The sequence below is a fragment of the Flavobacterium hydrophilum genome (assembly GCF_003202405.1).
Lineage (GTDB): Bacteria > Bacteroidota > Bacteroidia > Flavobacteriales > Flavobacteriaceae > Flavobacterium > Flavobacterium hydrophilum.
The window spans coordinates 2,183,035-2,209,231 of the sequence record NZ_QJHL01000001.1; the positions used below are offsets into that span (position 1 = coordinate 2,183,035).

Genomic DNA, 26,197 nt, shown 5'->3' on the forward strand with positions numbered 1-26,197 from the left:
TGTAAAGTCTGCAGGATTATTTTTCCGCTTCTAATCTTTCTTTTAAAAGTTCGGGTTCATTTGTCGTGATGTAATTGAATTTATGTGCAATAATCCAATCCATATCTGCGGCTTCATTTACTGTCCAGGTGTTCAGAATGATTTTGCCGTCTTTTGCTTCCTGAATCCATTCCGGATGTTTTTTAAAGACCGAATAATGATAATCGATACCGTTGATGTTATCTGCTTTTACTTCTTTGGGAGGTTTATTTCCTTCCAGATATTGCAGAACAGTTTTTGTATCTACTGCTCTGATTTGCTTTAGAATGTCGTAATCAAAACTAATGTAGCAGGTTTTTTTATCCGCTTTTAGTTTCTTAATAGTTTCAACCGCTAATATGGCTGTCTTTTTTCCTCTTTCTTTGCTTATTTCCGAAGGTTTTATTTCGCAGACCAGAAGAGTCTTTTCATTCTTTTTCTTTCCTTCTAAAATATATTCCCGTAAAGTTGGCAGCTTTTCTCCATTTGAAAGTTTAAACTTTATCAAATCTGCATAATTGCTTTCTTCGATCAGCAGTTTGTTATAATGCGCATCGTGATTGATTATGAGCGAATCATCAGCAGTTCTCCAGACATCGAATTCTGAACCGGGCAGTTTCAGATCGATTGCGTGCCTTAAGGCTGCAATGGAATTTTCAGGAAGATTGTTTTTCTTCCAGGCTCCACGATGCGCTACAATGGCATTTTTTTTCGCATTGCAAGAAGATAAAACTACTATTATAAGCAGGAAAAGAAATCCTTTAAATATTTTGATAGCTTTCATTTTTATAAAAATTAGAATTACTAGTTTAGAGAATTAAAAACGGTTCTCGATACATTTTTTGTTCCGTTTTATTACTCAAAAAACACTCGAACTGACGTTTTTAATAATACCCGTTTAGAATTTATAATTGCTTATAAAAAAGCCCTTCGTATAACCAGTACGAAGGGCAATTACTAATAACAAACCAATTACTTAGTTAACTCAAAACTAACTTTCTTGTCGGCAGCTGAATTTCCTCCAACGAAAACATCAAACTGTCCGGGCTCTGCTACGAATTGTAAATCAGAGTTATAAAATTTTAAATCTTCAACCGTAATATCAAAATTTACGGTTTGTTTCTCTCCTTTTTTAAGTGCTATTTTTTGGAAACCTTTTAGTTCTTTAACAGGTCTTGTTACTGAGCCAACCAAATCCCTGATGTACAACTGAACTGTTTCCTTTCCATCAAAATTTCCTGTGTTAATTACATCTACCGTAACTTTTAATTTTCCATCAAAATTCATTTTATCAGCAGAAATTTTCAGGTTCGAATAATCGAAAGTCGTGTAACTTAATCCAAATCCGAAAGGAAATAATGGCTCGTTTCTTTCGTCAATATAATTTGATCTGAACTTTTCGAACTTTCCTTCTGAATTAGAAAGTGGTCTTCCTGTATTTTTGTGAGCATAATAAATTGGTACCTGACCCACGCTTCTTGGGAAAGTCGTTGTTAATTTTCCGGAAGGGTTTACATCTCCAAATAAAACATCTGCAATAGCGTGACCAGCTTCACTACCGGCAAACCACACATTTAAAATAGCGGGAACAGTTGCATTTTCATCATTTAAAACTAAAGGACGTCCGTCAAATAAAACCAGAACGACTGGTTTTCCTGTTTTTAGCAAAGCATTCAGCAGATCTTTTTGAGCCTGTGGAATTTCTAAATTGGTACGGCTGCTCGATTCTCCGCTCATCTCTGCAGATTCTCCTAAAGCTGCCACAATTACATCAGATTGTTCTGCTACTTTTAAAGCCTCGGCAATTAATTCTTCTTTTGGGCGAGAATCACGATTTAAGGTTTTGCCAAACATCGTGGCATTGGTTTCAAACGTTTCATTGTAATCTAAATTGCTTCCTTTTGCATAAAGCACTTTTACAGATTTTCCGCCTACATCCTGAATTCCCTGCAATAAAGAAATACATTTTTCACCAACAGTAGCAACACTCCAGGTTCCCGACATATTGTTTCTGGCATCTGCCAATGGTCCGATAAGGGCAATAGTTCCCGTTTTTTTAAGAGGCAGCAACTGATTTTGATTTTTTAATAAAACCAATGATTGGGCTGAAATATCACGGGCTTCTTTTCTGCTGGCTGTTGTAAAGATTTCTGTTTTGGCTCTTTTTGGATCGCAATATTTGTATGGATCGTGGAATAATCCTAAATCGTATTTGGCTTCTAAAATCAATTTAACGGCATTGTCAATAGTTTCGATAGTAACTTTTTTTTCGTCTAAAGATTTCTTCAAAGTTCCCAGAAATCCTTCTCCAACCATATCCATTTCAACTCCAGCATTTAAAGCCAAAGCCGAAACCTGCTGCAAATCGCCCATTCCGTGATCAATCATTTCAGGAATTCCGGTATAATCTGTTACTACAAATCCTTTAAAGCCCCATTGTTTTCTTAAAACATCAGTCATTAACCACTTACTTCCAGTTGCCGGAATTCCGTCTACTTCGTTAAAAGAAGCCATAACCGAACCTACTCCGGCATCAACTGCGGCTTTATAAGGCGGAAAATAATCATTAAACATTCGAATATGACTCATGTCTACGGTATTGTAATCACGACCTGCTTCCGGAGCACCGTATAATGCGAAATGCTTAACACAAGCCAAAATGGAATTATTTTTGGAAAGATCGTGCTGCTGGTATCCATTCACCATTGCTTTTGCAATCTGGCTACCTAAATACGGATCTTCTCCTGAACCTTCGGAAATCCTTCCCCAACGAGGATCCCGCGAAATATCTACCATAGGAGAAAATGTCCAGTTGATACCATCAGCACTTGCTTCCTGCGCAGCAATCTGCGCGCTTCTCTCGATTAGCTTCATATCCCAGGTACAGGATAATCCAAGCGGAATCGGGAATGTTGTTTCGTAACCGTGAATCACATCCATACCAAAAAGCAGCGGAATTTTTAAACGGCTTTTTTCGACCGCAATTTTCTGCACTTCTTTAATTTTTTGTACTGACTTTATGTTGAATAAACCACCTACTTTACCTTCAGCGATATTTTTTGCAACATTCGAGCTGTTAGCCTGACCTGTTGTGATATCTCCGGAAGTTGGCAAATTAAGCTGACCTAATTTCTCATCTAAAGTCATTTTTGACAGTAATTCAGTAACAAATTCTGATTTTGGTTTGATTTTTACAGCATTTTTAGCATCCTTCTTTTGGGCATGACCCAAGACAGCACATGCTAAAAAAAGCATGATTAAGTTCTTTTTCATTTTAAATATTTTTTGTTTTTATGTAAATCGCCATTGTTTTATCCCAATTTTGATTCGGATCAATGGCGATTTTTCATTCAGTGGTATTTAAACGTTCCTATTGTTTCTGGCTGAATGCCTAAATTCCGTATTTCGTTGATTTGAATCCAAGTTTTGTTAACCCCTGTTTGGTATCAGATGCGTTCATGAATAATTTCCACAACAAACCTGAACGATAATTCTCGATCATAGGTGCAATTGTTCCCTGATCGATGGCTAAATAACGTTTGGTCACCCAATTGTACTGTGGTGAAAAAGCATCATAAGGACCTGCAATTCCAACATATTGGGCTTTATTTTCATCATATAAATAATGTAAAAACTTCATTGCCTCAACAGGTGCAAAAGGAAAAGAAGATAAAGCTGCTGTTGGCGAAATCACTCCGGTATCATTGTTTGGCTGATGCGCTGTATAACCTGTTGTACCATCAGGATTTCGTGTGTAACTTGCCGTTAAACCCCAGCATTTATCTGAGTAGCCTTTCCATCCTTTTGGATTTACAACACTGTGCTGTACCATAATTTTAGCATGATTTTGCGTTAAAACACCATAATCTGCATATTTATCTTTTAGATTATTTGGATCTAAACCTAAATACGAATAATGTGACCAAAACATGGGGCCGACATTTCCTGTTGCTCCATTATAGTTTAGAACAACCGGGATTCCGTATTGGGAACCTCCGTTTACAATGGCTCCACTTCTTGCCCAGACTTTGTGATACGCTTCCGCAGAAATAGGATGTGTTGGTGATGCAGCGGCCATTATGTAGGTAATCAGACACTCATTATACCCTTCTAATTTGAAGTTCATGTCCCAGCCATAGTTGGGTGACCAGTGCCAGTATAATGCTTCTTCGCCTTTGGTGTACCAGTCCCATTCAACCCCTTTCCAAAGTTCATCGGCTTTGGCTGCTAATTCTTTTTCAGCAGTACTTCCGTTTTTAAAATACTCTCTTATAGTAATTAGAGCCTGACAAACAAAAGAAGTTTCTACTAAATCCCCTCCGTTGTCTTTTGTCCCGAACGGAATAACTTTGCCTGATGTATTATCCATCCAGTGCGGCCATGCTCCGTGAAAACGTTCTGCTTTTTCAAGAAAAGTTAAAGCAGTTGAAAGTCTGGAAACAGCTTCGGCTCTTGGCAAAAAACCTCTTTCCACACCTACAACAATGGTCATTAATCCAAAACCTGAACCGCCTGTTGTAATAATATTCGATTCGAAATTTGGATCTTCAGTAATATATCTTTCACGGGCTAATTTCGAATTAGGATCAGCATAGTCCCAAAAATATTTGATGGCATCTTTCTGAACCTGATCCATTGCTTCAGCATCTGTTAATGGCTTAGTGGGTATTACCGGATTTGTTGGCAGTGGTGTACCTCCGTTATTTTCTCCTTCGGGTGAAGAAGAAGAACACGCCATAAAAACACTCAAAAAAAGGACGATATATAAACTATTTTTCATTTTTACAATATTGTGGTATTACTTGAAAAACACACTTGGAATTTTCATCCCAAGTGTAGTGTATTTGAAGACTGCTATCTTTTATCTTTTTCTAATTTGTAAAGCGCTGTAACTTCGTTACTGGCAAGAGCTGCATCATAAATTCTGAATTCATCCATTAGGCCTGCATAACTTGTTGCCCATCCCTGATCAGATCCATTATTTAAAGGAGGAGTTGTTTCAAATTGATGATTTCCAAAAACAACTTTTCCATTTGTTCCTGTCATTTGAAATACACCATATTTTGGGGCATTTTTAGCATTTTCATATGTTCCGGGATCATCAGCATATAAAATCGCTGTCCCAACAACACCAGCTGCAGGAGCATAAGGAAAACCTCCAACGTTTGCGCTTGGTGCTCCGTTAGTATAACAATTCATAGTACTCGTTTTAGAATCATACGCCAAAACAACATGTACCCAGGTATTTAAACTATTATCGATATTTACTATAACACTTTGGCCTTTCCATGCAACTCCGGCTCTACCATTTTCTACTCCAAGTTTTAGTTTCAGTCTGTTTGGATTAGCAGTGTCCGGATTTTCTAAGAATAAATTAATTCCGCCCCAAAATTCAGTTGGTCTGACGATAGAAAAAATACCCTGAGCACCTTTTCCTTGTGCGGGACTTCCTCCGTCAGGAACTGTATTTGCTGTGTTCATCCAAAATGAAATAGAATAATCATTTAGGGAAGTAATTTTTGCAGTCGCATTTCCTACCGCATATCTTGCTACAGAACTAGATCCCTGATAAGCGTTTCCTTTAACACCTTCTGCATAAGCAACGTTCATTCCTTCAAGTCCGGTTATATTGCTTTTGCTGTCTGTCAAATCTCCATCAAAACTTAATTTTGAAACTAAGTGAGCTGCAGCAACATCATCAGAACTATCGTAACCTCCAATTGCCTCATAAGGAATTGGATTATTTTCCTTATCAATACTATCCTCGCAGCTTACAAAAACTGTAGAAGCCAAAACAAAAGAGAGGAAGAAAATAGATTTATTTTTTTTCATTTTAATTATTTTTTAAGGATTAATAACCACCAGGATTTTGAGATGACAACGTTCCTGCTTGTTTTAAAAATGCTGCTGGTATAGGAAACAATTCGTGCTTCCCTTCAACAAATACTTTTCCATCAGCAGCAAAAGCCGCTTTCGCCTGACCAGTACGTACCAAATCAAAAAATCTATCGTGTTCAAAAGCCATTTCTACCCTTCTTTCTTTCCAGATAGCAATTTTGACATCCGATTGGGATACTGCTGGCGTAGGTCCTAAATTGGCTCTTTTTCTAATTTGATTTAATAATGGAATAGCTAAATCTGTTTGTCCTAATTCATTCAAAGCTTCCGCTTTCATTAATAAAACTTCAGCATATCTTAGGTATTTAATATCCACATCGGTCTCCCAGTCTCTTGTATATGCTGATGAATATGCTTTATAGTTATATCTTTCATTGTCAACAGTGTTGGGTATCTCTCTTCCATCATATAAAGTCTGACCTCTAAAAATGATAGTTGCCGCTTTTCTAACATCACCAGGCTCATAAGCATTTACTAAACTTTGAGATGGAGTATTAAATCCCCAGCCCCAGCCTCCAGTACCACGTGGGTTCTGTGTATTAGAATAACCTTCTATTCCTTTAGCTACTTTCCCAGTACTCGGACCTTGCGCATAAATCTCGAAAATAGATTCCGAATCAAATTTTCCGGCTGGTCTAAACATAGATGCATAATCATCTACAATGGTGTAACCTGTAACTTTATTACAGTTGTCCACTACTTTTTGCCAGTTTTTTTGGTACAAACTTACTTTTGCCAATAAAGCATAGGCAGCACCTTTTGAAGCTCTGGATCTTTCATTTGCACCATAAGCTGATTTTTCCGGTAATGCTGCAATGGCGTCGTTTAAGTCACTTTCAATAAAAGTATAAACCTCGGCAGCCGTTTTACGGGTTAATTGCATGATTCTGTCAGCATCATTCCCAGGGACAGGCAGGTGATCTACAATTGGCACGCCTCCATAACATTTTACCAGGGTGAAATACATAAAAGCTCTTAAAAACTTAGCTTCGCCTATTAATCTTGCTGTTAAGTTAGGATCGGCCTTGTCTAATTTTGGAATAATATTTAAGGCCTGATTGCACCTGTTGATTCCGTCATAATTGGCATTAAAAGTGCTCTCTGCAGAAGGATTTGATGCATTATAAGTCAACGCGTCCAATACATCTTTATCAGTTCCTGTGTCACCCGGAGAAGATCCTTTGTCAGCATCATCAGAAGTAATACTTGATAAACCAATCCATCCAAATGAAGTCATATCCCAATTTAAAAATTTGTTATAAATTGAGGTCACAAACTGACTTGCTCCCGCATCATTATTGAACAACTCAATATCGTCCGTAGAAATAGATTCTGTTTGCTCTACATCTAAAAAATCGTCTGCACATCCCGTAAAAATGAATGCTGATACTACAAACGCTGCTATATATATTTTTTTCATAATATTAAAATTTTAAGTTGGCACCAATTACAAATGATCTTAAAGTTGGATAAGCATCTAACTCTACTCCTTGTGTTTTATAAGGATCACCATCACCGTTTAATTCTGGAGAGAATCCGGAGAATTTTTGTGTAATAAATGGATTAATTGCATTTACATAAATTCTGCAGGCACTAATAAAACCGGTACTTTGTAAGGGTAATTTGTATCCCAGCGTAATGTTATTGATTCTGAAGAAATCTCCCGATTCCAAATAATAAGTAGAAGCAACAGGAACCTGATTGAATGGTGCCGGATTTGAAGCTGTTAAATTATTTGGTGTCCAGAAATCTGTTGCCAAAGATTCTTCGATATTTTCACCTGCAATACGTTGTCCCTTTTTACCATTATACACTTTTGCTCCATTTGTTCCGTAACCATCTACAGAGAAATCAAAGTTTTTGTAGGCAAATCCTAAGGTTACCCCGTAATTAGATTTTGGTAAAATAGAGCCAACATATTTTTTATCGACAAGCGCGCTCAAGGCATCCTGAGTCACTTTTTCACCCAACACATTGTAATACAGCATTTTTCCGTTTGTGGCATCAAAACCTGCATATTCATAGATGTAAAAGCTTCCTAATGGCTGACCAATTGAGGTATTGTCCAACAACTTAGTATCCTGACCATTACCTAAATTTCCTCCAATAACAGGAGATAAAATAACATCTTTCACTCCTGTCAGTTCATTTTTATTATTCGAAAAGTTTCCTCCTACCCAATAGCTGAAGTTTTCACCAATTTTATCGTCCCAACGTAAAGAAATTTCATATCCTTTGTTTGAAACTTCCCCTACGTGTGCCGGAGATACATTGGTAATTCCCGATGTTGAATACGGTTTTGTATTTAAAATTACGTTAGATGTATTTTTATCATACACATCAAAAGTTCCCTTTAATCTGTTTTCTAAAATCTCAAAATCCAGACCTGCAGAAGTTTCTTCTGTAATTTCCCAGGACAACTTTGGATCAATTTGAGAGTTGATCGTTGTTCCTTCATTCAAAATAGAACCACCCAGATAGGCAGTCTGACCTGACGTATAACTAGCTCTATTAAGTGGTACGTTTTGATTTCCTAATTTACCCCAGCCTCCTCTTAATTTTAATAAATTAATTGTTTTTGAATCTGCTAAAAAGGCTTCTTTTGAAACCACCCAGCCTAAACCAAAAGCAGGAAATGTTCCCCATCTGTAATCCTTTCCAAAATTGGATGATCCATCACGTCTCACTGTTCCGGTTATCAAATATCTGTCCATCAATTTGTATTGGAAACGTCCTAAATAAGATGCCAGCTTTACTTCATTAAAAACTTCATCTTTATAACTTGTTACATTTGTAGCATATTCTCCATCTTTTAAAGACCAGTAGTTTTCATCTGCATTCACATTTTTTCTGGCAATAGTCAGTTTTTCTCTTGCTCCCTTAACATTGGTTTCTATACCAGCTGTTACTTCAATATTGTGAATTTCGGCAAATTCTTTATTATAAGTCAGATAGTTTGAAAAGTTCCAGTTGTAATATTCTTCTCTTCCCTTTGTCAATAAATTTATATTGGCATTTGGAAATTCTTTTTCATAATCACTGGACACTTTATTAGGATTTGCTGCTAACCAGATCTCTTTAGTGTCATCAAAATTATATTGTTTCCATGTATAGAATTCTCCATTAAATTGTGATGTAAATTTTAAGGATTCTATTATTTCGTAATCTAATTTTAAACCTCCCTGAAAAGTCTGGCTCCTTTGCTGCTCATTAAAAAAATCAAGTTGAGCTACAGGATTTCCAACATTATTGAAGGATGATCCTGTTTGACTGGCAAATCCATCAGCTCCTACTCTTGATACTCCATATTTACCATCTGCAAAACGAACCGGAACAATTGGTGATTGTTTGTAAGCATTTGTAAAAGCAGATAATGGCTTAGGTGTTGATTTGGTTGCGGTAAAACTGAAGTTTTGATTTAAAGTCAGTTTTCTGGAAATTTTATATTCATTATTATTTCTAAACGTTGTACGGCTATAGTCCAATCCGTTTAAGATTGCTTTTTCTTCATAATTTCCTAAACTGAAAAAGTATTTGATATTTTCAGAAGCACCCGAAACAGAAACATTATTTTGAGAATAAGTCCCAGTTCTTGTAATTTCGTCAAACCAATCTGTATTTACAGGCTGATCTTGTGAAAAAGTAGTAGCCTGCAAAGCTGAGTTTGTGTAATGTGCATACTTATTGCTGCCTGCCACTTTCACTTTTTTCAAAGGCTCTCTTATACCAGTGAAACTTTCAATTTCTACTGAAACTTTTTCACCTTTTCCTTTTTTAGTGGTAATAATAATAACCCCATTTGCAGCTCTTGTACCATAAATTGCTAATGCTGAAGCATCTTTTAAAACATCATATGAAGTTATATCATTTGCATTGATATTATTGATATTCTCTGTTGGCATACCATCGACTACATACAAAGGTGTTCTTCCTCCCAATGCAGTACCTAAACCTCTAATAATAACTGAGGGCGTACTTCCCGGCAAGTCAGAGGAAATCACTTGCACCCCTGCAGCTTTTCCTTGTATAGCCTGAGAAGCATTCAATACTTTGGTTCTCGTAATTTCTTCTGACGAAATAGATGAAATGGCGGTGGTATTGTCTACTCTTTTTCTTGTTCCGTATCCAATAACTACTACTTCTTTCAAAGCAGTATCACTTGATTCTTTTAGAGTAATGGTCATCAAACCAGAAGTTGCTGTTATGTTTACAGCATCAAACCCCAGCATTGATACCTTTAATATTTCACCCGCCTTAGCATTTATAGTAAAATTTCCATCGAAATCAGCATCGGCAGAAGTTTTGGATTCGGAAGCACTAATAATTGCTCCGGGAACTCCCATTCCATTACTATCTATTACTTTTCCTTTTATTGCCTGACCCGACATATAAGCCGGTAAAAGCAATAGGGCCAGAAAGCTAAAAATAAAATTTTTCATACAGTTTTAATCGTTTAAGTTAGTAGAGCCAAATTAAACAATTACAACGTTGTAGTACATCAATGAGCACTACTACACAGCTACATCATTATATGAAAAATTACATTTAAACTATTAAATATCAATAATTTATGTTTTAAATATTTTTAGTTAACACTACCTTATGATGTAGTAAAGATGTATTACAATTACACAAAAAACATGGTAAAAAAATAAAATATCAATAAAATTTAGTAAGACAAATTATATATTAAGCAAAAATCTGGAAAGATTCTCCTCTTGTAAAAGATTTAATTTTTTTCTTAGGCGATATCTGTGCAGTTCAACACCCCTGAATGAAATATTCATTAACGGTGCAATTTCCTTTGATGAAAGATTCATTTTAAGATAAACACACAGTTTAATATCTTTTGGGGTTAGTATTGGGAACTTCTTTGATAAATTAATGATAAACTCATTATGAATCTGATTCAGATTGGTTTCAAAGATTTCCCATTCGTGTTTATTGACTTCATTTATCTTAATTGCTTTCTTAATTTCACTTTTAAGTTTATTAAAATCTTTTTCTGAATCCAGAATACCCTGAATATTTTCAATCATTTCGCTTTGTTTAGCTATTGACAATGATTTACCGGCAACTTCTGATGATTTAGTTTGCAGTTCGAGTTCCAGAATGTGTTTTTCGTATTCCTGAATATTCAATTCGTTTTCGGCTTTTAATTCCATTTCCAGAATTTTCCTTTGATGTCTTTGTTCTTCTGCCTGCAATTCCAGTTTTTGCATGTAGCGAAATTTATTCCACTTATAATAAAAAAATAAAACTGCTCCCACTAATAAGAGATACAGTAAAATCATCCAAACTGAAAAATACCAGGGTTGAGCTACTTTAAATTCGAAATTGCAAACTTTATCATAATTAGCGCCATCGTGTTTATAAACGATAACAGAATGATTACCACTACTTAGATTGTTAAGTAAAATCAATCCATCAGAAATAGGTATAAAATCCTTGCTGTTATTGATTTTATAAAACAAATTAGGTTTACTGGCTCCATAAATTCCAGATATCACATTAATTTTTAATTCGGTATTATATTCAATCTTAGAATCCTTTGAAAGTAGAATCCCTTCATTAAATGCTTCTATTTTAACATCTTTATTTTGCTTGTTTTCGTATTTAAGCTGAAGAGAAATAAAACCGTCATCAAGATTCAGTAAATAATGATTGTTCGTTTTAAAAATTCTTAAATTATCATTGATCAGCTTTCCTTTATAATATTTCTCCTGAATGATATTCCATACAAATTTATTTCCTGAAGCATATATATGATATAAAATTCCATCCTGAAGTACCATAAAATGATTTTCATCAATTGCTATAACATCCGTGATATTTTTAAAATTTGTATTGAACAATTCATTTTCTTCCAATTTATTGGTGATTGAATTGTAGGTATACCATGAATTATCAATTAGAAACAGAATTTCGTTTCTAAACTCAAAAATTTTAACCCCAAAATCATTTTCTATATTACTCTGCTGGGTAATGTTTTCAACCTTTTTAGTCTGAAAATCATCATTATATATGACACGGTACAAACCGCGATAATTATCTGCAGCAAAAATTTCATTTTTTTTATTTTGGGCTACATATTTAATCGGTTTAGAAATGTCTTTGATTTTTTTATATTCGGTTAATTTTGAAATATCATCATATAATAAAATTCCACTGTAAGTTGACTGAAAACAGGTGTTATTAATACTGCTTTTCGATAAATTCCAGCCTCCGCTTACATTATTTGTTTTAACTAAAGAACCATTTTCGTAGCAAAAGGTTCCATCGTTATGCCCAATGATATATTTAGTATCCGTTTTGGTAATATTCCACGCCTGTCCCTGAGTATTGGGCATCATTTTGAATTTCCCAGAATCAAATTCAAAAACACCGTGATTAGAAGCAATTAAATATCCTTTGCTTGTTGTGGCCACGGAATATACGGAGCCTAAAATACCTGAATTATCATAAAATATAGATATTGGAGAATTCACTTCTACGTGAGCAATACCATTGTCCAATCCAAGCCATAAATCATTTTCTTTATCCAGACCAATACTTAAAATTGAATTATTCATTAACACATTGTCACGATCAATATTTTTGTGGGTATCGGTTTTAAAATCATAAATAAAAACACCTCTGTTTCCGGTACCTAATATAAGTTTATCGTTTTTTATAAACTTTGCTACGTTAATTGTAGCGGCTTTTAAAGTTTCATTTAATGAATTATTCCACGGTTTTAGTTTTCCGTTTTCAACAATAAAAATGCCTTTTTTTTGTGCAAAAATATATGTCTTATTATTATATGTTTCCATCGCATGAACAACACAATTTTTAAGGACATCCCAACCTTTCGGATTGGCAATTCGTGATCCGTTCATTTTAAAAACACCTTTTTCTACCGAAGCAACATACAAATTCTTATTAACTACAAAACAATAAGATATCAAAAATGGAAATCTGATTTTTTGAATGTGTTGTCCATTATAAATAAAAACATCATTAAATGACTGAAAATATATGGATCCGTTGAACTTGAAAATTTTCCAGATTTCTTCATTGTCTTTTTCGTCAAATAAGCGAAGATTTTTGGTAATGGAAACATAATGCATTTTACCCTCTTTTCTGTACCAATACCCAAATTCCTTATAAGAACCTGAGTAGATTTTATCACCTTCAATCATAATAGAACGAATGATTGTTTTGTTCGGCAACGTATATTTTTCCCATATCACACCATCGTATCTCAGCAAATAATGGTTATTAGCAAAATACATCGCATTATCTTTTCCCTGAACAACATTCCAGATCTGATTGTCACCCTGATAATTAGATTTGCTGTAATTTTCTACGAAGGGAAGTAATTCTTGAGATTGAATTTGAGAGGTAATGAAAAAGAATAAAAATGATTTTAGAAGTATCGATTTCAAAATATTCGGATTTAAACTCAAATATACTCACAAATATTTATTTGGGCATAAAAAAAAACTCCCGTTACAGGAGTTTACTATCATTCTAATCTGATTATTTTAAAGATCGAGTCCTAAAATCAGAGTCAGTACTCCAATTGCAAAACACAACGGCGAATAGTATTTTGAATCATTAATCGCAAATTTGGAGTTTTTTATTTTTTTGAAAAATCCCAAATATTTAAAATCTCCAATAGCTCTTACTATAAATATTCCAGTCAATATCCAAAGACCATTTTTATTGAGCCAGAAAGGAAGTTCAATTGAAACGAATTCTCCTTTTATCAAATAGAAAATGCCAAAGGATAACAATCCAATTGCTACTATCAAAGTGGCTGCAATGCCTGGTGGTCTCATCGGACTTCCATCCGGATTTGCAGGATACACACCCTGAGTTCCCCATTTGCCTCCAAAAGCCCAATACCAATGAATGGATGAAAGAAAAAGGAATACTAGAAACAAAATAATTGATATTAATTGTATCATTTTAAGTACTAAGTAATTATAATTTTCTCTAACTAGTTATGCAGCAAATGATACACCTGATTTGCAATTTCAAATTCTTCATCGGTTGGCACGACTAAAACTTTTGCTATAGAGTTTGCTGAATTTATTTCGCGGATTTCTTTAGAACGAATTTGATTTTTCTCCTGATCCAGTTCAATTCCGAAATAATTCATATCAGTACAAACCAATTTTCGCATATACGAAGAGTTTTCGCCAATTCCGGCTGTAAAAACAATGGCGTCTAAACCATTTAATGCTGCTGTGTAAGCTCCAATTGTTTTTTTAATTCGGTAAGCATTCATTAATAAAGCCAATTGGCAGTCTGTGTTTCCTTTTTCAGCTTCTGATTCAATATCACGCAAATCACTATAACCTGTCAGACCAAGCATTCCGCTTTGTTTTAGTAAAATAGCATTCACTTCATCGGCTGTGTATCCCAGATTTTTTATCAGATAAAAGATTACCGACTGATCGATATCTCCTGCTCTCGTTCCCATTATCAAACCATTGGCTGGTGAAAAACCCATTGTAGTATCAATACTTTTTCCATCTTTTACAGCACTCATGCTACACCCATTTCCTAAGTGAATGGTTATAATTTTGGAATTGCTTTCTAAGTAGTCAATTGCTTTTTCAGAAACATACTTATGACTTGTACCGTGAAAACCGTAAACGCGTACTTTATTTTCTGTCAAAAGATAATTCGGAATTGCATATTTATAGGCTTCAACCGGAATAGTCTGGTGGAAAGCGGTATCAAAAACAGCTACCTGACTGGCATCAGAGAAAATTTGCTCGGCAACATTTATTCCAACCAAATGTGCTGGATTATGCAAAGGAGCCAGTTCTGATAATTCTTTTATTTTAGCTTTAACCTCATCACTAATTATGGTCGTTTCCGAAAAATAACTACCGCCATGCACAACACGATGTCCGACTGCTGTAATTTCCGAAGTCGATTTTATAACTCCTTTTTCTGTATCCAATAGCATTTCAGCTACTTTCTGAAGACCGACTTTGTGTGTTGGAATTGATACTATTTCTTCTATTGAATTTTCAGTTGTTTTAAAGGTGATGTTTGAAGTTTCAAGTCCAATTCTGTCAATCATACCTGAACAAATTACTTCGTTTTCCGGCATAATCATTAATTGATATTTTATTGATGAACTACCTGAGTTTATTATTAATATTTTCATTTTTTTTAAAGTTGATAGTAACTAAATAGTTGAGTTTTTAAAGGTTTAAAGAAACAAAAACTCATAATTATTATTCATAATTAATTTTACAATCCCTGCGCCTGAATCGCTGTAATTACCACTGTATTTATAATATCATCAACCGTACAGCCACGGCTTAAATCGTTTACAGGTTTGTTTAATCCCTGAAGCATTGGACCAATAGCCAAAGCCCCGGTTTCTCTCTGAACCGCTTTATACGTATTATTTCCGGTATTTAAATCCGGGAAAATCAGGACGCTTGCCTGCCCTGCTACTTCGGAATCCGGCATTTTGCTTTTTCCTACGGTACGATCTACTGCAGCATCGTACTGAATTGGTCCTTCTATCTTTAAATCCGGGCGTTTTTGTTTTACGATTTCGGTCGCAGTACGAACTTTCTCTACTTCATCGCCTTTTCCTGACGAACCCGAAGAGTACGAAAGCATGGCAATTTTAGGTTCAATCCCGAAAGCTGAGCTTGATTCTGCAGATGAAATCGCAATTTCTGCCAATTGTTCAGCCGTTGGATTTGGATTTATGGCACAATCGCCAAAAACAGAAACCCTGTCTTCAAGACACATAAAAAATACGGATGAAACTACAGAAGAATTCGGTTTGGTTTTAATGAACTGCAATGCCGGTAAAATGGTATGCTGTGTTGTATGTGCAGCTCCGGAAACCATTCCGTCTGCGTGACCTTTATACACCATCATCGTTCCGAAATACGAAACATCTTCCATTAAATCCCGTGCCATTGTAATACTTACATTTTTCTCTTTTCGAAGCTCATAATAAGTATTGGCATACTCTTCATAAAACTCAGATTCTATTGGATTGATGATCTTTACTTTCGAAAAATCAAACGTTAAACTTAGTTCGGTTACTTTGTTTTCAATTTGTTTTTTATCTCCTATAATTGAAATATCGACTACATCCATATCCAATAATCTTGACGCAGCAATAATAATCCTGTCATCATTACCTTCCGGAAGCACGATGTGTTTTCGATGCTGCTTGGCTCTTTTAACCATATTGTACTGAAACATTTTTGGAGTCATTCCTTCCGGCACAAAAGTGATCAGGCGTTCTGATAAATCATCAATCTGTACATATTTCTCAAATGTATTGATTGAAGTTTCAATTTTATGTGTGTTATTAGCATAAATTTCAGAATTGATAGCACCAATTTTATTTGTAATATGATACGTTCCGCCATCAACAGCAATAATCGGAACAATAGCAGAAAGTCCTTCAATAAGTTTTAAAATACTGTTTTCCGGGAGGATATTTCCGGTAAGGATAATTCCTGAAATGGTTGGATAATTTGCTGATTCATTGGCCTGCAAAGCTCCCAGAATTATATCTGAGCGATCTCCCGGCGTAATTACCAAAGCATTATCATGCAGATGTACCAGGTAATTATGCAATTGCATGGCACCAACACTAAAATGACCAATTTCATTATTGAGATAATTTTCTCCAAACAAAACTTTAGCATCCAACTCATTGACAATTTCCTGCATCGTTGGATTGTTTAAAGTAGAAATCAACGGAATCGTATTAACCAAAACGTTCGAAGGCAACGTTTTCTGAAGACTTTTTGTAACCAACTCAATATTTTCAGGCTGAACTTTATTGGCAAAAACCGATAAAACTTCAACTTCTTTTACTTTAAAAGAATCGTAAACCAGATATAAACTGTCTAGTAGTTCCTCTAAAGTTTTACCAACGCCCGAACCGATAATGATGGTTGGAATTCCGAGGTTTTTGGCTATCAACACATTTAGATCCAATTCAATTGAAGTTCCTTCGCCCGTGAAACTCGTTCCTTCTACCAAAACAAAATCATAACGTTCTTCCAGTTTTTTATATTTTTCAATAATCAGATCTAAAACCTCCCCTATTTTGCCTTTGTTTTTTTTCTTGATCAATTTGCTTTTGGTGATGGCATAAGCATCTTCAAATTGGATATCAAGATTAAAATGTGAAAGAACAGTTTCGATATGATTGTCCTGTTCACCATCGACAAAATCTTCAATAATAGGCCTGAAATAACCCACTTTAGCCGTCTTACCAATTAAAATACTCATTAAACCGAGCGTAATAATTGATTTCCCGCTATTCTGGTCACTTGTGGCTATGTATATCGCTTTACTCATAATTTATATTTTGAAACTAATGTATTCGAATTATTTTTAATACTGACTCCTTAAAACCAGCGTCTTTTCTTAAAATAAATGATCAGGGCAATTACGAGTAAAAGCATAGTGCCCATGACAATAAAATAGCCATTCTCTGTTTTGAGTTCCGGCATGTTTTCGAAATTCATTCCGTAGACTCCAACAATAAAAGTTAGTGGAATAAAGATGGCTGAAATAATCGTCAACGTTTTCATAATTTCATTCATTTTTCGGCTTTGTTCCGAAAAATAGAAATTTGAAGCGCTTTCCAATGAACTCATATCCGACTCAATCTGCTCTAAAAGTTCTAAGCTTTTTTGATGCAGCCTGATAAAAAAATTAAAAGTTTCTTTTTGAATCAGTTCGTTTGTATCATCATCTTTAATGGTTTTCAAATAATACAATGAATCCCGAAGCGGTACGATGGCGCGCTTTAAAAAATTAAAATTATCGCGATGGTTTTCAATCTTTTCCAGAATAATCGGATCAGCCCCTTTTTTGGTTAAATCAATTAATTCCTCAATATTATTTTCTTCATCTTCTATGGTAATGTAAAAATTTTCGATTACAGCATCCAACAATAAATAAAGCAGATAATCTACTTTTTTAGTTCTTACGATTCCGGCATGCGTACGCAGGCGCTCGCGTATATGGGTGAAGAAATCGCTTCGTTTTTCCTGAAACGAAATCAAAATTCCGTCTTTTAAAATAAAACTGAGCTGTTCTACTTTTAGTCCATCTGAGTATTCTGAAGGCAATAACGATTTTATGTTAAAAAACAAAACATCTTTTTGCTCTTCAAGTTTTGTTCTTTTAGTAGTGTTTAAAATATCGGCAAGCAAAAAATCGTCCAGTTTAAAATATCCTCCGATGGTTTTAATTAATCCAATGTCATTTAATCCGTGAATATTGAGCCAGTTATTTTTAGTATAATCAAAACAGGAATTTAAGGCTAAAACCGTAAACTTTTCATATTCAACAACATCACTATCATCATATACAAAAAGCTGCATTTCTGTTTCATGATCTTTATGAGAGCCAGTATACTCTAAGCTAGCAGGCTGTAGTTTACGCCCTTCTTTGTATTTGATCTTTCTCATTCAAAAAATTTTACAATAGTAATATTACGAAAAAGAATCGGAATGGGAAATGACAATTATCAGTTTGTAGAAAACCTGTAAATAGACCTACAGTATAGACGCACTGGAGTGCGTCTATACAATATATGGATTTAGTCATAAAAAAAACCGGGTTAGAAACAGCCCGGTTTTTTAACTTATAAAAATATGAAATATTTTATGGTGTAGCAGTGAAAACTAAATATGATAAATTTTCAAATACACCATTTGTTACTTCAAAAACTTCCGGAGTAACTATTTTAGTTTGTAAGACGCCTTCTTTTTGCGCTCTAAAACTAAATGTTCCGGAAATCGTTTTTTTCACTGGATCTATAGCAGTAACTGTTATTTTTCCTGATACAGGAAAATGTTCTGTATAAGTATCTCCGTCTATTAAATAACTATTAAAAAATAATGCATTACTAATTTGACCTTCTTCCGGGTCTTCATAAAAGTTATATGTTCCCAAAGGCATTGCATTGTTGGTTGTCAATTCGCTTTCAAATGCTAATGAAAGTATTTCCGAATTGCTATGTATGCTAATATCAAAACGCTGACCTTGCCCGGGCATTTTAATTAAAGTTGCACCAACTTTTTTTGTTGGTTTCCATGCAGCACCATTAATCGTAGCCGAAACAGTACTATTCACATCATTACTGTCATCACTGCTGCAACCGGTAGTTAAAATTGTTAAGAAGATCAATCCAAGGCCAAAAAGTTTTTTCATAAATGTTTTATTTAGTTAATTTTTATCAAATATAGATCAAATCGTATCATATAAATCAAAGGAAAGCTCATTTTTACCTGAAATTATCTTACAAAAAAATAAGTGTCCTGAGAAGCAGTAGATTACACGAATATTTTTACAAATAAAAAACCGGGGCATTTCTGACCCGGTTTTTATTATTCAATCGTAGAGACGCACAGCAGTGTGTCTCCACAAAGTGTAAATTATTTTACTTCTTCGAATTCAACGTCTTCAACATTGTCTCCAGACTGCTCTTGTTGTGGAGCAGCTTGTTGACCTTCACCACCTTGAGCGTACATTGCTTCTGTAGCTGTTTTCCAGGCTGCATTTACATTGTCTAATCCTTTTTGGATTGCGTCAAGATCCTGAGACTGGTGAGCCATTCTCAATTCAGTTAAAGCATATTCGATAGCTGTTTTTTGCTCGTCTGTCAATTTATCTCCTAACTCTTTCAATTGAGATTCAGTTTGGAAAATAGTACTGTCAGCTTCGTTTAATTTCTCAGCTCTTTCTTTTGCAATTTTGTCAGCATCAGCATTAGCTTCAGCATCTTTTTTCATTTTTTCGATTTCTTCAGCTGTTAATCCAGAAGAAGCTTCGATACGAATATCGTGAGATTTTCCAGTTCCTTTATCAGTTGCAGAAACTTTGATGATACCATTAGCATCGATATCGAAAGTTACTTCGATTTGAGGAACTCCTCTTGGTGCTGGTGGAATACCATCTAAGTGGAAACGACCGATAGTTTTGTTATCAGCAGCCATAGCTCTTTCTCCTTGTAATACGTGGATTTCAACAGATGGTTGAGAATCAGCAGCAGTAGAGAATACCTGAGATTTTTTAGTTGGAATAGTTGTGTTAGACTCAATTAATTTAGTCAATACACCACCCATAGTTTCGATACCTAAAGAAAGAGGTGTTACGTCAAGTAACAATACATCTTTTACATCTCCAGATAAAACTCCACCTTGAATAGCTGCTCCAATAGCAACAACCTCATCAGGGTTAACACCTTTAGATGCTTTTTTACCGAAGAATTTCTCCACTTCGTCAGCGATTCTTGGCATACGAGTAGAACCTCCTACAAGGATAACTTCGTCGATATCAGATGTAGATAAACCTGCATCTTTTAATGCTTTAGCAACTGGCTCCATAGAACGTTTTACTAAAGTATCAGATAATTGCTCAAATTTAGCTCTGGATAATTTTTTCACTAAGTGTTTTGGTCCAGAAGCAGTAGCAGTTACGTATGGTAAGTTGATTTCTGTTTCAGCAGAAGATGATAATTCAATCTTAGCTTTCTCAGCAGCTTCTTTCAAACGTTGTAATGACATTGGGTCTAAACGTAAATCAATACCTTCTTCAGATTTGAATTCGTCAGCTAACCAGTCAATAATAACCTGGTCAAAATCATCACCACCTAAGTGAGTATCACCATTTGTAGATAATACTTCAAATACACCGTCTCCTAATTCAAGAACAGAGATATCAAAAGTACCTCCACCTAAATCGTAAACAGCAATTTTTTGATCAGTTCCTTTTTTATCTAATCCGTAAGCAAGTGCAGCAGCAGTTGGCTCATTGATGATACGCATAACTTTAAGACCAGCAATTTCACCAGCTTCTTTAGTAGCCTGACGTTGTGCATCGTTAAAGTAAGCAGGAACAGTAATAACCGCTTCAGTTACAGTTTGACCTAAATAGTCTTCAGCAGTTTTTTTCATTTTTTGAAGTGTCATTGCAGACAACTCCTGAGAAGTGTATAAACGACCGTCAATATCCACACGTGGCGTATTGTTGTCACCTTTTACAACACTGTAAGGAACTCTTTTTGCCTCTTCCTGAGTTTCAGCAAAAGTGTGTCCCATAAAACGTTTAATAGAAGCAATCGTTTTTGTAGGATTCGTTACTGCTTGTCTTTTTGCAGGATCACCTACTTTAATTTCTCCACCTTCAACAAAAGCGATGATAGATGGTGTAGTTCTTTTTCCTTCTGCGTTAGGGATAACAACTGCTTCGTTACCTTCCATTACAGAAACACAAGAGTTCGTCGTACCTAAGTCAATTCCGATTATTTTACCCATTTTTTATATATTTAATTTTTGATTTTATTTCAAACTCATGTGGCATAAGTCAATCTTTATGCCAAGATAAAAAACCAATATAATTTGTCAGTTTAGTATTGACACGTCAAAAAAAGTCTGCCAACATGACATTTTTAATACCTGACAACTATGGCACATCAGTATTTCATCTGTCATTTTAGAAGCCGATTCCTGCTATCCGCTATATCTTTTATGGCGAACCCCGCCATAAAAGGATGACGCTTCTATCAGGGCTAAAACACTCATTTTCAAAACAAAATCTGCAAATTAAAAACATTTTTTTTTCGTCACACTTTCTGAAAACCATATAAATACAATATATTTGAAATAATCAAACCTTATTATACTCTTCATTATCAAACCAAAAATCATGAGACTATCTCAATTCATTTTCGTCATACTCCTTCCCTTTTTTGCAGTCTGCCAAGGAAAAAAAACCGAAATAACTATCTCCGGAAAAATAACCGGGAAAATTCCGGAAACAATCGAATATACTTTGCCTATAAATGGAATTGATTATTTTGGTTTTACAAATTCTGCACAAACAGATGCTGCAGGAAACTTTCAAATAAAAATTCCTTCAGACAAAACCTGTTTCATTGAGTTATCAACCCACTATCAATCATACGGAGTCATAATTGCTGAACCGGGAATGACTTATAAAGTATCTATCCATACAGAAGTAAAAGATGGCAAATTCAAAGTAGAATCAAAAAACGAAAAAGCTCAGGCATTATACAATCAAATTCCGAATAGAAATATGATTGTAGGCGGTCATTTTGAATTAGAAACTAAATCCTTAATGAAAGACAGCATCATTTCTAGAATAAAACAAAAATTAGAACAGAAAAGAGAAACGGAAATTGCTGAATTTCAAAAATTACTAAAAGACAAAACCATTTCTAAAAACTTTTATAATCTGGTTCAGTCAGACCGTAATTTTTTTTACAAAGGCGCACAGGGAAGTCTTGCATTTATAAACTATTTACTATCAGCACAAAATAAAAACGCACTTTCGCCTGAACAATATAAGAAACTATGGAAAGAAATTTTCCTGTCCAATCCTGTTAATAGTCCTGAGTTATTAACTTCTCCATGGTTTTATTATTACACAGAAAACTATTTACGCTATCAGGAATTAATTGTGGAGGGGACGCCTTCGGCGGCAATTTCAGAGTACCATAAACAGGGACTCATTCATACTCATAACATCAATAATGCAAAAAAATATTTAACTGGTCAGCAATTAGAATATTACTTTGCAGCCTATATTTACTATGAATCCATCAATAAAAATTATGAAAAAGAATTGATTACCCTTTTCGAACAATTCAAAAAAGAATATCCAAATAGTCCGTACACTCATTTTCTGGAGCCAGTTATTATCCCGGTAATTGCTTTCCATAAAAAGAAGGAAGAGCCTTTAAACGAAAAAATTAAATTTATAGACAAAACTGACTCTGCCAATTTGGTAAAAGATGTTATTAAAGAATTAAACGGAAAACGATTTTATATTGATATCTGGGCAACCTGGTGTGGCCCCTGCAAAGAAGAATTTAAACACAATGCCAAGTTATATGAACTGTTAAAATCAAAAGGCATTACAATGGTCTATATTTCTATCGACAAAGACAACAGGGACAAACAATGGAAGGAAATGGCGCAGTTTTACAATTTAGAGGGCTATCATATCAGAGCTAACGAAAAACTGGATACCGATTTAAGAACTTTATATGGAAATCAGTCAATGGGTATTCCGTGGCATTTCCTGACTGACGAAAACGGAACTATTATTAAAAAAAGCCTGAGTGGCCCTTCTGAAATCGAAAATTTAGAAAAACAACTAAATGAAGTTAATCCATAATGGAAAATTATACTAGTATCATTTTTATTCTGGCAATTGTAATAGGACTCTCCACATTTGCTGACAAATCAAAAATCCCCTATCCTATTCTTTTGGTTGTTGTCGGAATCGGAATTGGTTTTATTCCAACAATGGCTGAAATTGAAATCAATCCGGAGATTATCTTTCTTATATTTTTGCCTCCTTTATTATATGATGCTTCGTTTAATATTTCTCCGAAACATTTCAAAACCAATCTAAGCACAATAAGTACACTTGCAATACCATTGGTTTTCTAACTACATTCTGGAAAGAAGAAAAAAAATAATTAAAAAAAAATAAAATAATTTGTCCAATTTCAAAACTTCGATTGTTATTCCATTATAACAAACATTTATAAATATAAAATTTAAACAAAATGGAAAATCGAATTAACATTCACGAAAAAGGACAAAACGCATTAAAAACCCTTTACCCAATTGGCGGATATCTAAAAAATTCTCCTCTTGAATTAGCACTTTTAGAACTGGTTGTTTTCAGGGTTTCTCAAATCAATCAATGTGCGTATTGTTTGGATATGCATTACAAAGATGCACGTGCCAAAGGCGAAACAGAACAAAGATTATACGGATTAAGTGCCTGGAGAGAAACTTCATATTACACTAATCGGGAAAGAGCAGCATTTGCCTGGGCAGAAGCTTTAACCAAATGTGATGTCCCAGATTCAGTTTATAACGAAGCTGCAAAAGAATTTTCAGAACAAGAATTAATTGATTTAACTTTAGCTATCACAAACATTAATACCTGGAATCGTATTAACCTTGCTTTTCCTAACGAGCCGGGAACTTACAAAGTGGGTCAATTTGGTTAATATAAACTGATTTATAACTAAAAAAAACATCATGAACGAATTTGTATTAATATTTCGCAGAGATTTCAGCACAAAAGAAACTCAGCCATCACCACAGGAATTACAAGATTCATTAAAATTATGGCAGGACTGGCTGGGCGGAATTGCAGCGCAGGATAAACTCGCAAAACCTTTGCAACGCTGGGATGGCGAAGGAAAAATTGTAACTGCAAATAAAAGTGTCCTCAATGGTCCTTACGTAGAAATAAAAGAGTCTATTGGCGGATTGATTATGATAAAAGCAGCAGATTACGATGAAGCTGTTAGAATTGCAAACGGGTGCCCAATATTAGATTTAGGAGGCAATGTCGAAATACGCATGGCCGTGACAGGAACCTATTAATTTTTAATTTTATTTCCTGATTGCATTTTAAAATTATGGAAGAAAGTCACCTTTTACCCAATTTATTCAGAACAGAGTATCGAAAAATAGTTTCGGTACTCTGTTATTTGTTTGGAATCGAAAATATCGAAATCGCCGAGGATATTACCAGCGACACCTTTCTGGCCGCAACCGAAACCTGGAGCATAAAAGGAATTCCTGAGAATCCAACAGCCTGGCTTTACACTGTGGCTAAAAACAAAACCAAAAATCTTTTAAAACGAGATGCTGTTTTCGAACAAAAACTTTCTGTCGAAATAAAACACACAGCAAATAAATCAGAAGAAATTGAAATTGATTTATCAAACAAGAACATCAATGACAGCCAATTGGCCATGATATTTACAGTCTGTAATCCTATAAATTCTGCTGAAGCACAAATTGCTCTGGCGCTAAATTTATTATGCGGATTCGGAATTCAGGAAATATCAGATGCTTTTTTAACCAATAAAGAAGTCATTTACAAAAGAATCAATCGCGCTAAAGAAAAACTCAAAGAAGCCAATATCAAAATTGAGCAGCCCACAATTACTGAAATCAATAATCGGTTAGAAACCGTTTTGACAACCTTGTATTTATTGTTTTCTGAAGGATATTATTCAACTTCCCAAAATGCCATTCTCCGAAAAGATCTTTGTGCCGAAGCCATGCGTTTAACTTTTTTATTAATCGAAAATCCAACAACTAATTTGCCTGCCGCAAATGCTTTACTTTCGTTAATGTGTTTTCATAGTTCAAGATTTGACGCCAGAACAAACGAAAATGGTGAAACTATTTTATATCAGGATCAGGATGAATCATTATGGAATCAGGAATTAATCGAAAAAGGCCAATATTATCTCGTTCAGGCTTCATCTGGAAATAAACTTTCAAAATACCATCTGGAAGCCAGTATTGCCTATTGGCATACACAAAAGGAAGATACTGCCAAAAAATGGCAAAATATCCTCCAGCTGTATAATCATCTCCTTTTTTTAGAATATTCACCAATTGCAGCTTTAAACCGCACATTTGCTTTAGCTAAAACAAATGGAAAATGGGAAGCAATTATTGAAGCTGAAAAACTAAATCTTACCGGAAATCCTTTTTATTACTCGTTGTTAGGCAATCTTTATACTGATATTGACAACAAAAAAGCGATTCAAAATTTTGAAAAAGCACTGCAGATTACCAATTCTCCTGCAGATAAGGCTATTATAATCAAAAACATTAATTTGATTCAATAGAGAATAAAATTTAAGTATATTCGGTAAAAAAACATGAACGAAAAATACCCTTTTGTACTCGAAAGAATTCAATCAATTTTAATTGACTCTGTTTTAATAATAGCCTGCATGATTATTTTTTCGGATATTTTATCTAATTTCAAAAATGTCCCGGATTGGTTAAGAGCGATTTTATTGATAGCATTGTTTTTATACGAACCTATTATGACCACTTTTGGCGGAACAATCGGTAATAATATAAAAAAAATCAGAGTCCGTAAAAACTCTAACGAGAACGAATCGATTAATATTTTTCAGGCTTTAGTTCGTTACACCTTTAAATTATTATTTGGCTGGCTTTCTTTTATAAGTATTTTTTCCAGCACAAAAAAAAGAGCTATTCACGATATTTTAAGTGGAACTGTAATGATAAAAGTCTAACGATAAAAAAGATAAGTAAATATATAAGTGTTCCGAAAATCAACAAGCTTTTAGATTTATTCCAAACACAATCAATAAAATTTAATATGCACGCATTGTTTTTATAACCGTCTTTCACATTTTTATTCGTAATTTCGATTTTTAAAATAGACTAATTAT

At 34.6% G+C, this 26,197-nt stretch carries 19 protein-coding genes; 6 read left to right on the top strand and 13 right to left on the bottom strand.

The genetic code is table 11. The features are described from left to right. Positions 1-16: 16 nt before the first annotated feature. From DMB68_RS08415 to dnaK, 13 genes are all read right to left on the bottom strand, one after another. Positions 17-802: a glycerophosphodiester phosphodiesterase family protein gene (locus tag DMB68_RS08415; RefSeq protein WP_110346158.1), complete on the bottom strand. Its 786-nt coding sequence runs from the start codon at positions 800-802 to the stop codon at positions 17-19. Between the two features lie 188 nt (positions 803-990). Beyond that, positions 991-3,291: a beta-glucosidase BglX gene (bglX, locus tag DMB68_RS08420; protein WP_110346159.1), complete on the bottom strand. Its 2,301-nt coding sequence runs from the start codon at positions 3,289-3,291 to the stop codon at positions 991-993. Positions 3,292-3,409: 118 nt separating this feature from the next. Beyond that, positions 3,410-4,798, bottom strand: a complete 1,389-nt coding sequence (locus DMB68_RS08425) for a glucoamylase family protein (protein ID WP_110346160.1) — start codon at positions 4,796-4,798, stop codon at positions 3,410-3,412. Positions 4,799-4,872: 74 nt separating this feature from the next. Continuing rightward, positions 4,873-5,850 (bottom strand): LamG-like jellyroll fold domain-containing protein, encoded by a 978-nt coding sequence (locus tag DMB68_RS08430; protein WP_110346161.1) that lies wholly within the window; start codon positions 5,848-5,850, stop codon positions 4,873-4,875. A 19-nt stretch (positions 5,851-5,869) separates the two neighbouring features. Then, positions 5,870-7,336 carry a RagB/SusD family nutrient uptake outer membrane protein gene (locus DMB68_RS08435; RefSeq protein ID WP_110346162.1) on the bottom strand — a complete coding sequence of 489 codons (1,467 nt, stop codon included), beginning with the start codon at positions 7,334-7,336 and terminating at the stop codon, positions 5,870-5,872. Positions 7,337-7,340: 4 nt separating this feature from the next. Then, complete coding sequence (locus tag DMB68_RS08440; protein WP_110346163.1) at positions 7,341-10,355, bottom strand: SusC/RagA family TonB-linked outer membrane protein; 3,015 nt, start codon at positions 10,353-10,355, stop codon at positions 7,341-7,343. 243 nt (positions 10,356-10,598) lie between these two features. Further along, entirely contained in the window at positions 10,599-13,343 is a 2,745-nt protein-coding gene (locus DMB68_RS08445; protein ID WP_110346397.1) for a helix-turn-helix and ligand-binding sensor domain-containing protein, read from the bottom strand. Positions 13,344-13,442: 99 nt separating this feature from the next. Then, positions 13,443-13,868, bottom strand: a complete 426-nt coding sequence (locus DMB68_RS08450) for a DUF3995 domain-containing protein (RefSeq protein WP_110346164.1) — start codon at positions 13,866-13,868, stop codon at positions 13,443-13,445. Between the two features lie 32 nt (positions 13,869-13,900). After that, positions 13,901-15,085: an acetate/propionate family kinase gene (locus DMB68_RS08455; RefSeq protein WP_110346165.1), complete on the bottom strand. Its 1,185-nt coding sequence runs from the start codon at positions 15,083-15,085 to the stop codon at positions 13,901-13,903. A gap of 86 nt (positions 15,086-15,171) precedes the next feature. Next, a complete protein-coding gene (gene pta, locus DMB68_RS08460; RefSeq protein WP_110346166.1) occupies positions 15,172-17,265 on the bottom strand; it encodes a phosphate acetyltransferase in 2,094 nt (697 codons plus the stop codon). A 50-nt stretch (positions 17,266-17,315) separates the two neighbouring features. Continuing rightward, positions 17,316-18,386, bottom strand: a complete 1,071-nt coding sequence (gene corA, locus DMB68_RS08465) for a magnesium/cobalt transporter CorA (RefSeq protein WP_110346167.1) — start codon at positions 18,384-18,386, stop codon at positions 17,316-17,318. A gap of 196 nt (positions 18,387-18,582) precedes the next feature. After that, entirely contained in the window at positions 18,583-19,131 is a 549-nt protein-coding gene (locus DMB68_RS08470) for a DUF6252 family protein (protein WP_110346168.1), read from the bottom strand. A 224-nt stretch (positions 19,132-19,355) separates the two neighbouring features. Then, on the bottom strand, positions 19,356-21,236 hold the full coding sequence (dnaK, locus tag DMB68_RS08475; RefSeq protein WP_110346169.1) for a molecular chaperone DnaK: 1,881 nt from the start codon (positions 21,234-21,236) through the stop codon (positions 19,356-19,358). A 391-nt stretch (positions 21,237-21,627) separates the two neighbouring features. Here dnaK and DMB68_RS08480 point away from each other — a divergent pair, with 391 nt between their 5' ends. The 6 genes from DMB68_RS08480 to DMB68_RS08505 all read left to right on the top strand — a co-directional run bounded on the left by DMB68_RS08480 (position 21,628) and on the right by DMB68_RS08505 (position 26,038). Continuing rightward, positions 21,628-23,121, top strand: coding sequence for a TlpA family protein disulfide reductase (locus DMB68_RS08480; protein ID WP_110346170.1), 1,494 nt, complete (start codon positions 21,628-21,630; stop codon positions 23,119-23,121). After that, entirely contained in the window at positions 23,121-23,399 is a 279-nt protein-coding gene (locus DMB68_RS08485; protein ID WP_110346171.1) for a cation:proton antiporter domain-containing protein, read from the top strand. Before DMB68_RS08480 ends, DMB68_RS08485 begins: the two co-directional genes overlap by 1 nt. Positions 23,400-23,518: 119 nt before the next feature. Then, positions 23,519-23,971 carry a carboxymuconolactone decarboxylase family protein gene (locus DMB68_RS08490; protein WP_110346172.1) on the top strand — a complete coding sequence of 151 codons (453 nt, stop codon included), beginning with the start codon at positions 23,519-23,521 and terminating at the stop codon, positions 23,969-23,971. Positions 23,972-24,002: 31 nt separating this feature from the next. Beyond that, positions 24,003-24,353 carry a YciI family protein gene (locus tag DMB68_RS08495; protein WP_110346173.1) on the top strand — a complete coding sequence of 117 codons (351 nt, stop codon included), beginning with the start codon at positions 24,003-24,005 and terminating at the stop codon, positions 24,351-24,353. Positions 24,354-24,388: 35 nt separating this feature from the next. After that, positions 24,389-25,618 carry an RNA polymerase sigma factor gene (locus DMB68_RS08500; RefSeq protein ID WP_110346174.1) on the top strand — a complete coding sequence of 410 codons (1,230 nt, stop codon included), beginning with the start codon at positions 24,389-24,391 and terminating at the stop codon, positions 25,616-25,618. Between the two features lie 33 nt (positions 25,619-25,651). After that, positions 25,652-26,038 (top strand): RDD family protein, encoded by a 387-nt coding sequence (locus DMB68_RS08505; protein ID WP_110346175.1) that lies wholly within the window; start codon positions 25,652-25,654, stop codon positions 26,036-26,038. Positions 26,039-26,197: the final 159 nt, after the last annotated feature.

Coding starts and splice junctions, on each gene's coding strand:
- DMB68_RS08500 (WP_110346174.1), top strand. CDS start 24,389: ATGGAAGAAAGTCACCTTTTACCCAATTTATTCAGAACAGAGTATCGA.
- DMB68_RS08485 (WP_110346171.1), top strand. CDS start 23,121: ATGGAAAATTATACTAGTATCATTTTTATTCTGGCAATTGTAATAGGA.
- DMB68_RS08505 (WP_110346175.1), top strand. CDS start 25,652: ATGAACGAAAAATACCCTTTTGTACTCGAAAGAATTCAATCAATTTTA.
- DMB68_RS08490 (WP_110346172.1), top strand. CDS start 23,519: ATGGAAAATCGAATTAACATTCACGAAAAAGGACAAAACGCATTAAAA.
- dnaK (WP_110346169.1), bottom strand. CDS start 21,236: ATGGGTAAAATAATCGGAATTGACTTAGGTACGACGAACTCTTGTGTT.
- DMB68_RS08425 (WP_110346160.1), bottom strand. CDS start 4,798: ATGAAAAATAGTTTATATATCGTCCTTTTTTTGAGTGTTTTTATGGCG.
- DMB68_RS08415 (WP_110346158.1), bottom strand. CDS start 802: ATGAAAGCTATCAAAATATTTAAAGGATTTCTTTTCCTGCTTATAATA.
- DMB68_RS08480 (WP_110346170.1), top strand. CDS start 21,628: ATGAGACTATCTCAATTCATTTTCGTCATACTCCTTCCCTTTTTTGCA.
- corA (WP_110346167.1), bottom strand. CDS start 18,386: ATGAGAAAGATCAAATACAAAGAAGGGCGTAAACTACAGCCTGCTAGC.
- DMB68_RS08450 (WP_110346164.1), bottom strand. CDS start 13,868: ATGATACAATTAATATCAATTATTTTGTTTCTAGTATTCCTTTTTCTT.
- pta (WP_110346166.1), bottom strand. CDS start 17,265: ATGAGTAAAGCGATATACATAGCCACAAGTGACCAGAATAGCGGGAAA.
- bglX (WP_110346159.1), bottom strand. CDS start 3,291: ATGAAAAAGAACTTAATCATGCTTTTTTTAGCATGTGCTGTCTTGGGT.
- DMB68_RS08455 (WP_110346165.1), bottom strand. CDS start 15,085: ATGAAAATATTAATAATAAACTCAGGTAGTTCATCAATAAAATATCAA.
- DMB68_RS08430 (WP_110346161.1), bottom strand. CDS start 5,850: ATGAAAAAAAATAAATCTATTTTCTTCCTCTCTTTTGTTTTGGCTTCT.
- DMB68_RS08470 (WP_110346168.1), bottom strand. CDS start 19,131: ATGAAAAAACTTTTTGGCCTTGGATTGATCTTCTTAACAATTTTAACT.
- DMB68_RS08440 (WP_110346163.1), bottom strand. CDS start 10,355: ATGAAAAATTTTATTTTTAGCTTTCTGGCCCTATTGCTTTTACCGGCT.
- DMB68_RS08435 (WP_110346162.1), bottom strand. CDS start 7,336: ATGAAAAAAATATATATAGCAGCGTTTGTAGTATCAGCATTCATTTTT.
- DMB68_RS08495 (WP_110346173.1), top strand. CDS start 24,003: ATGAACGAATTTGTATTAATATTTCGCAGAGATTTCAGCACAAAAGAA.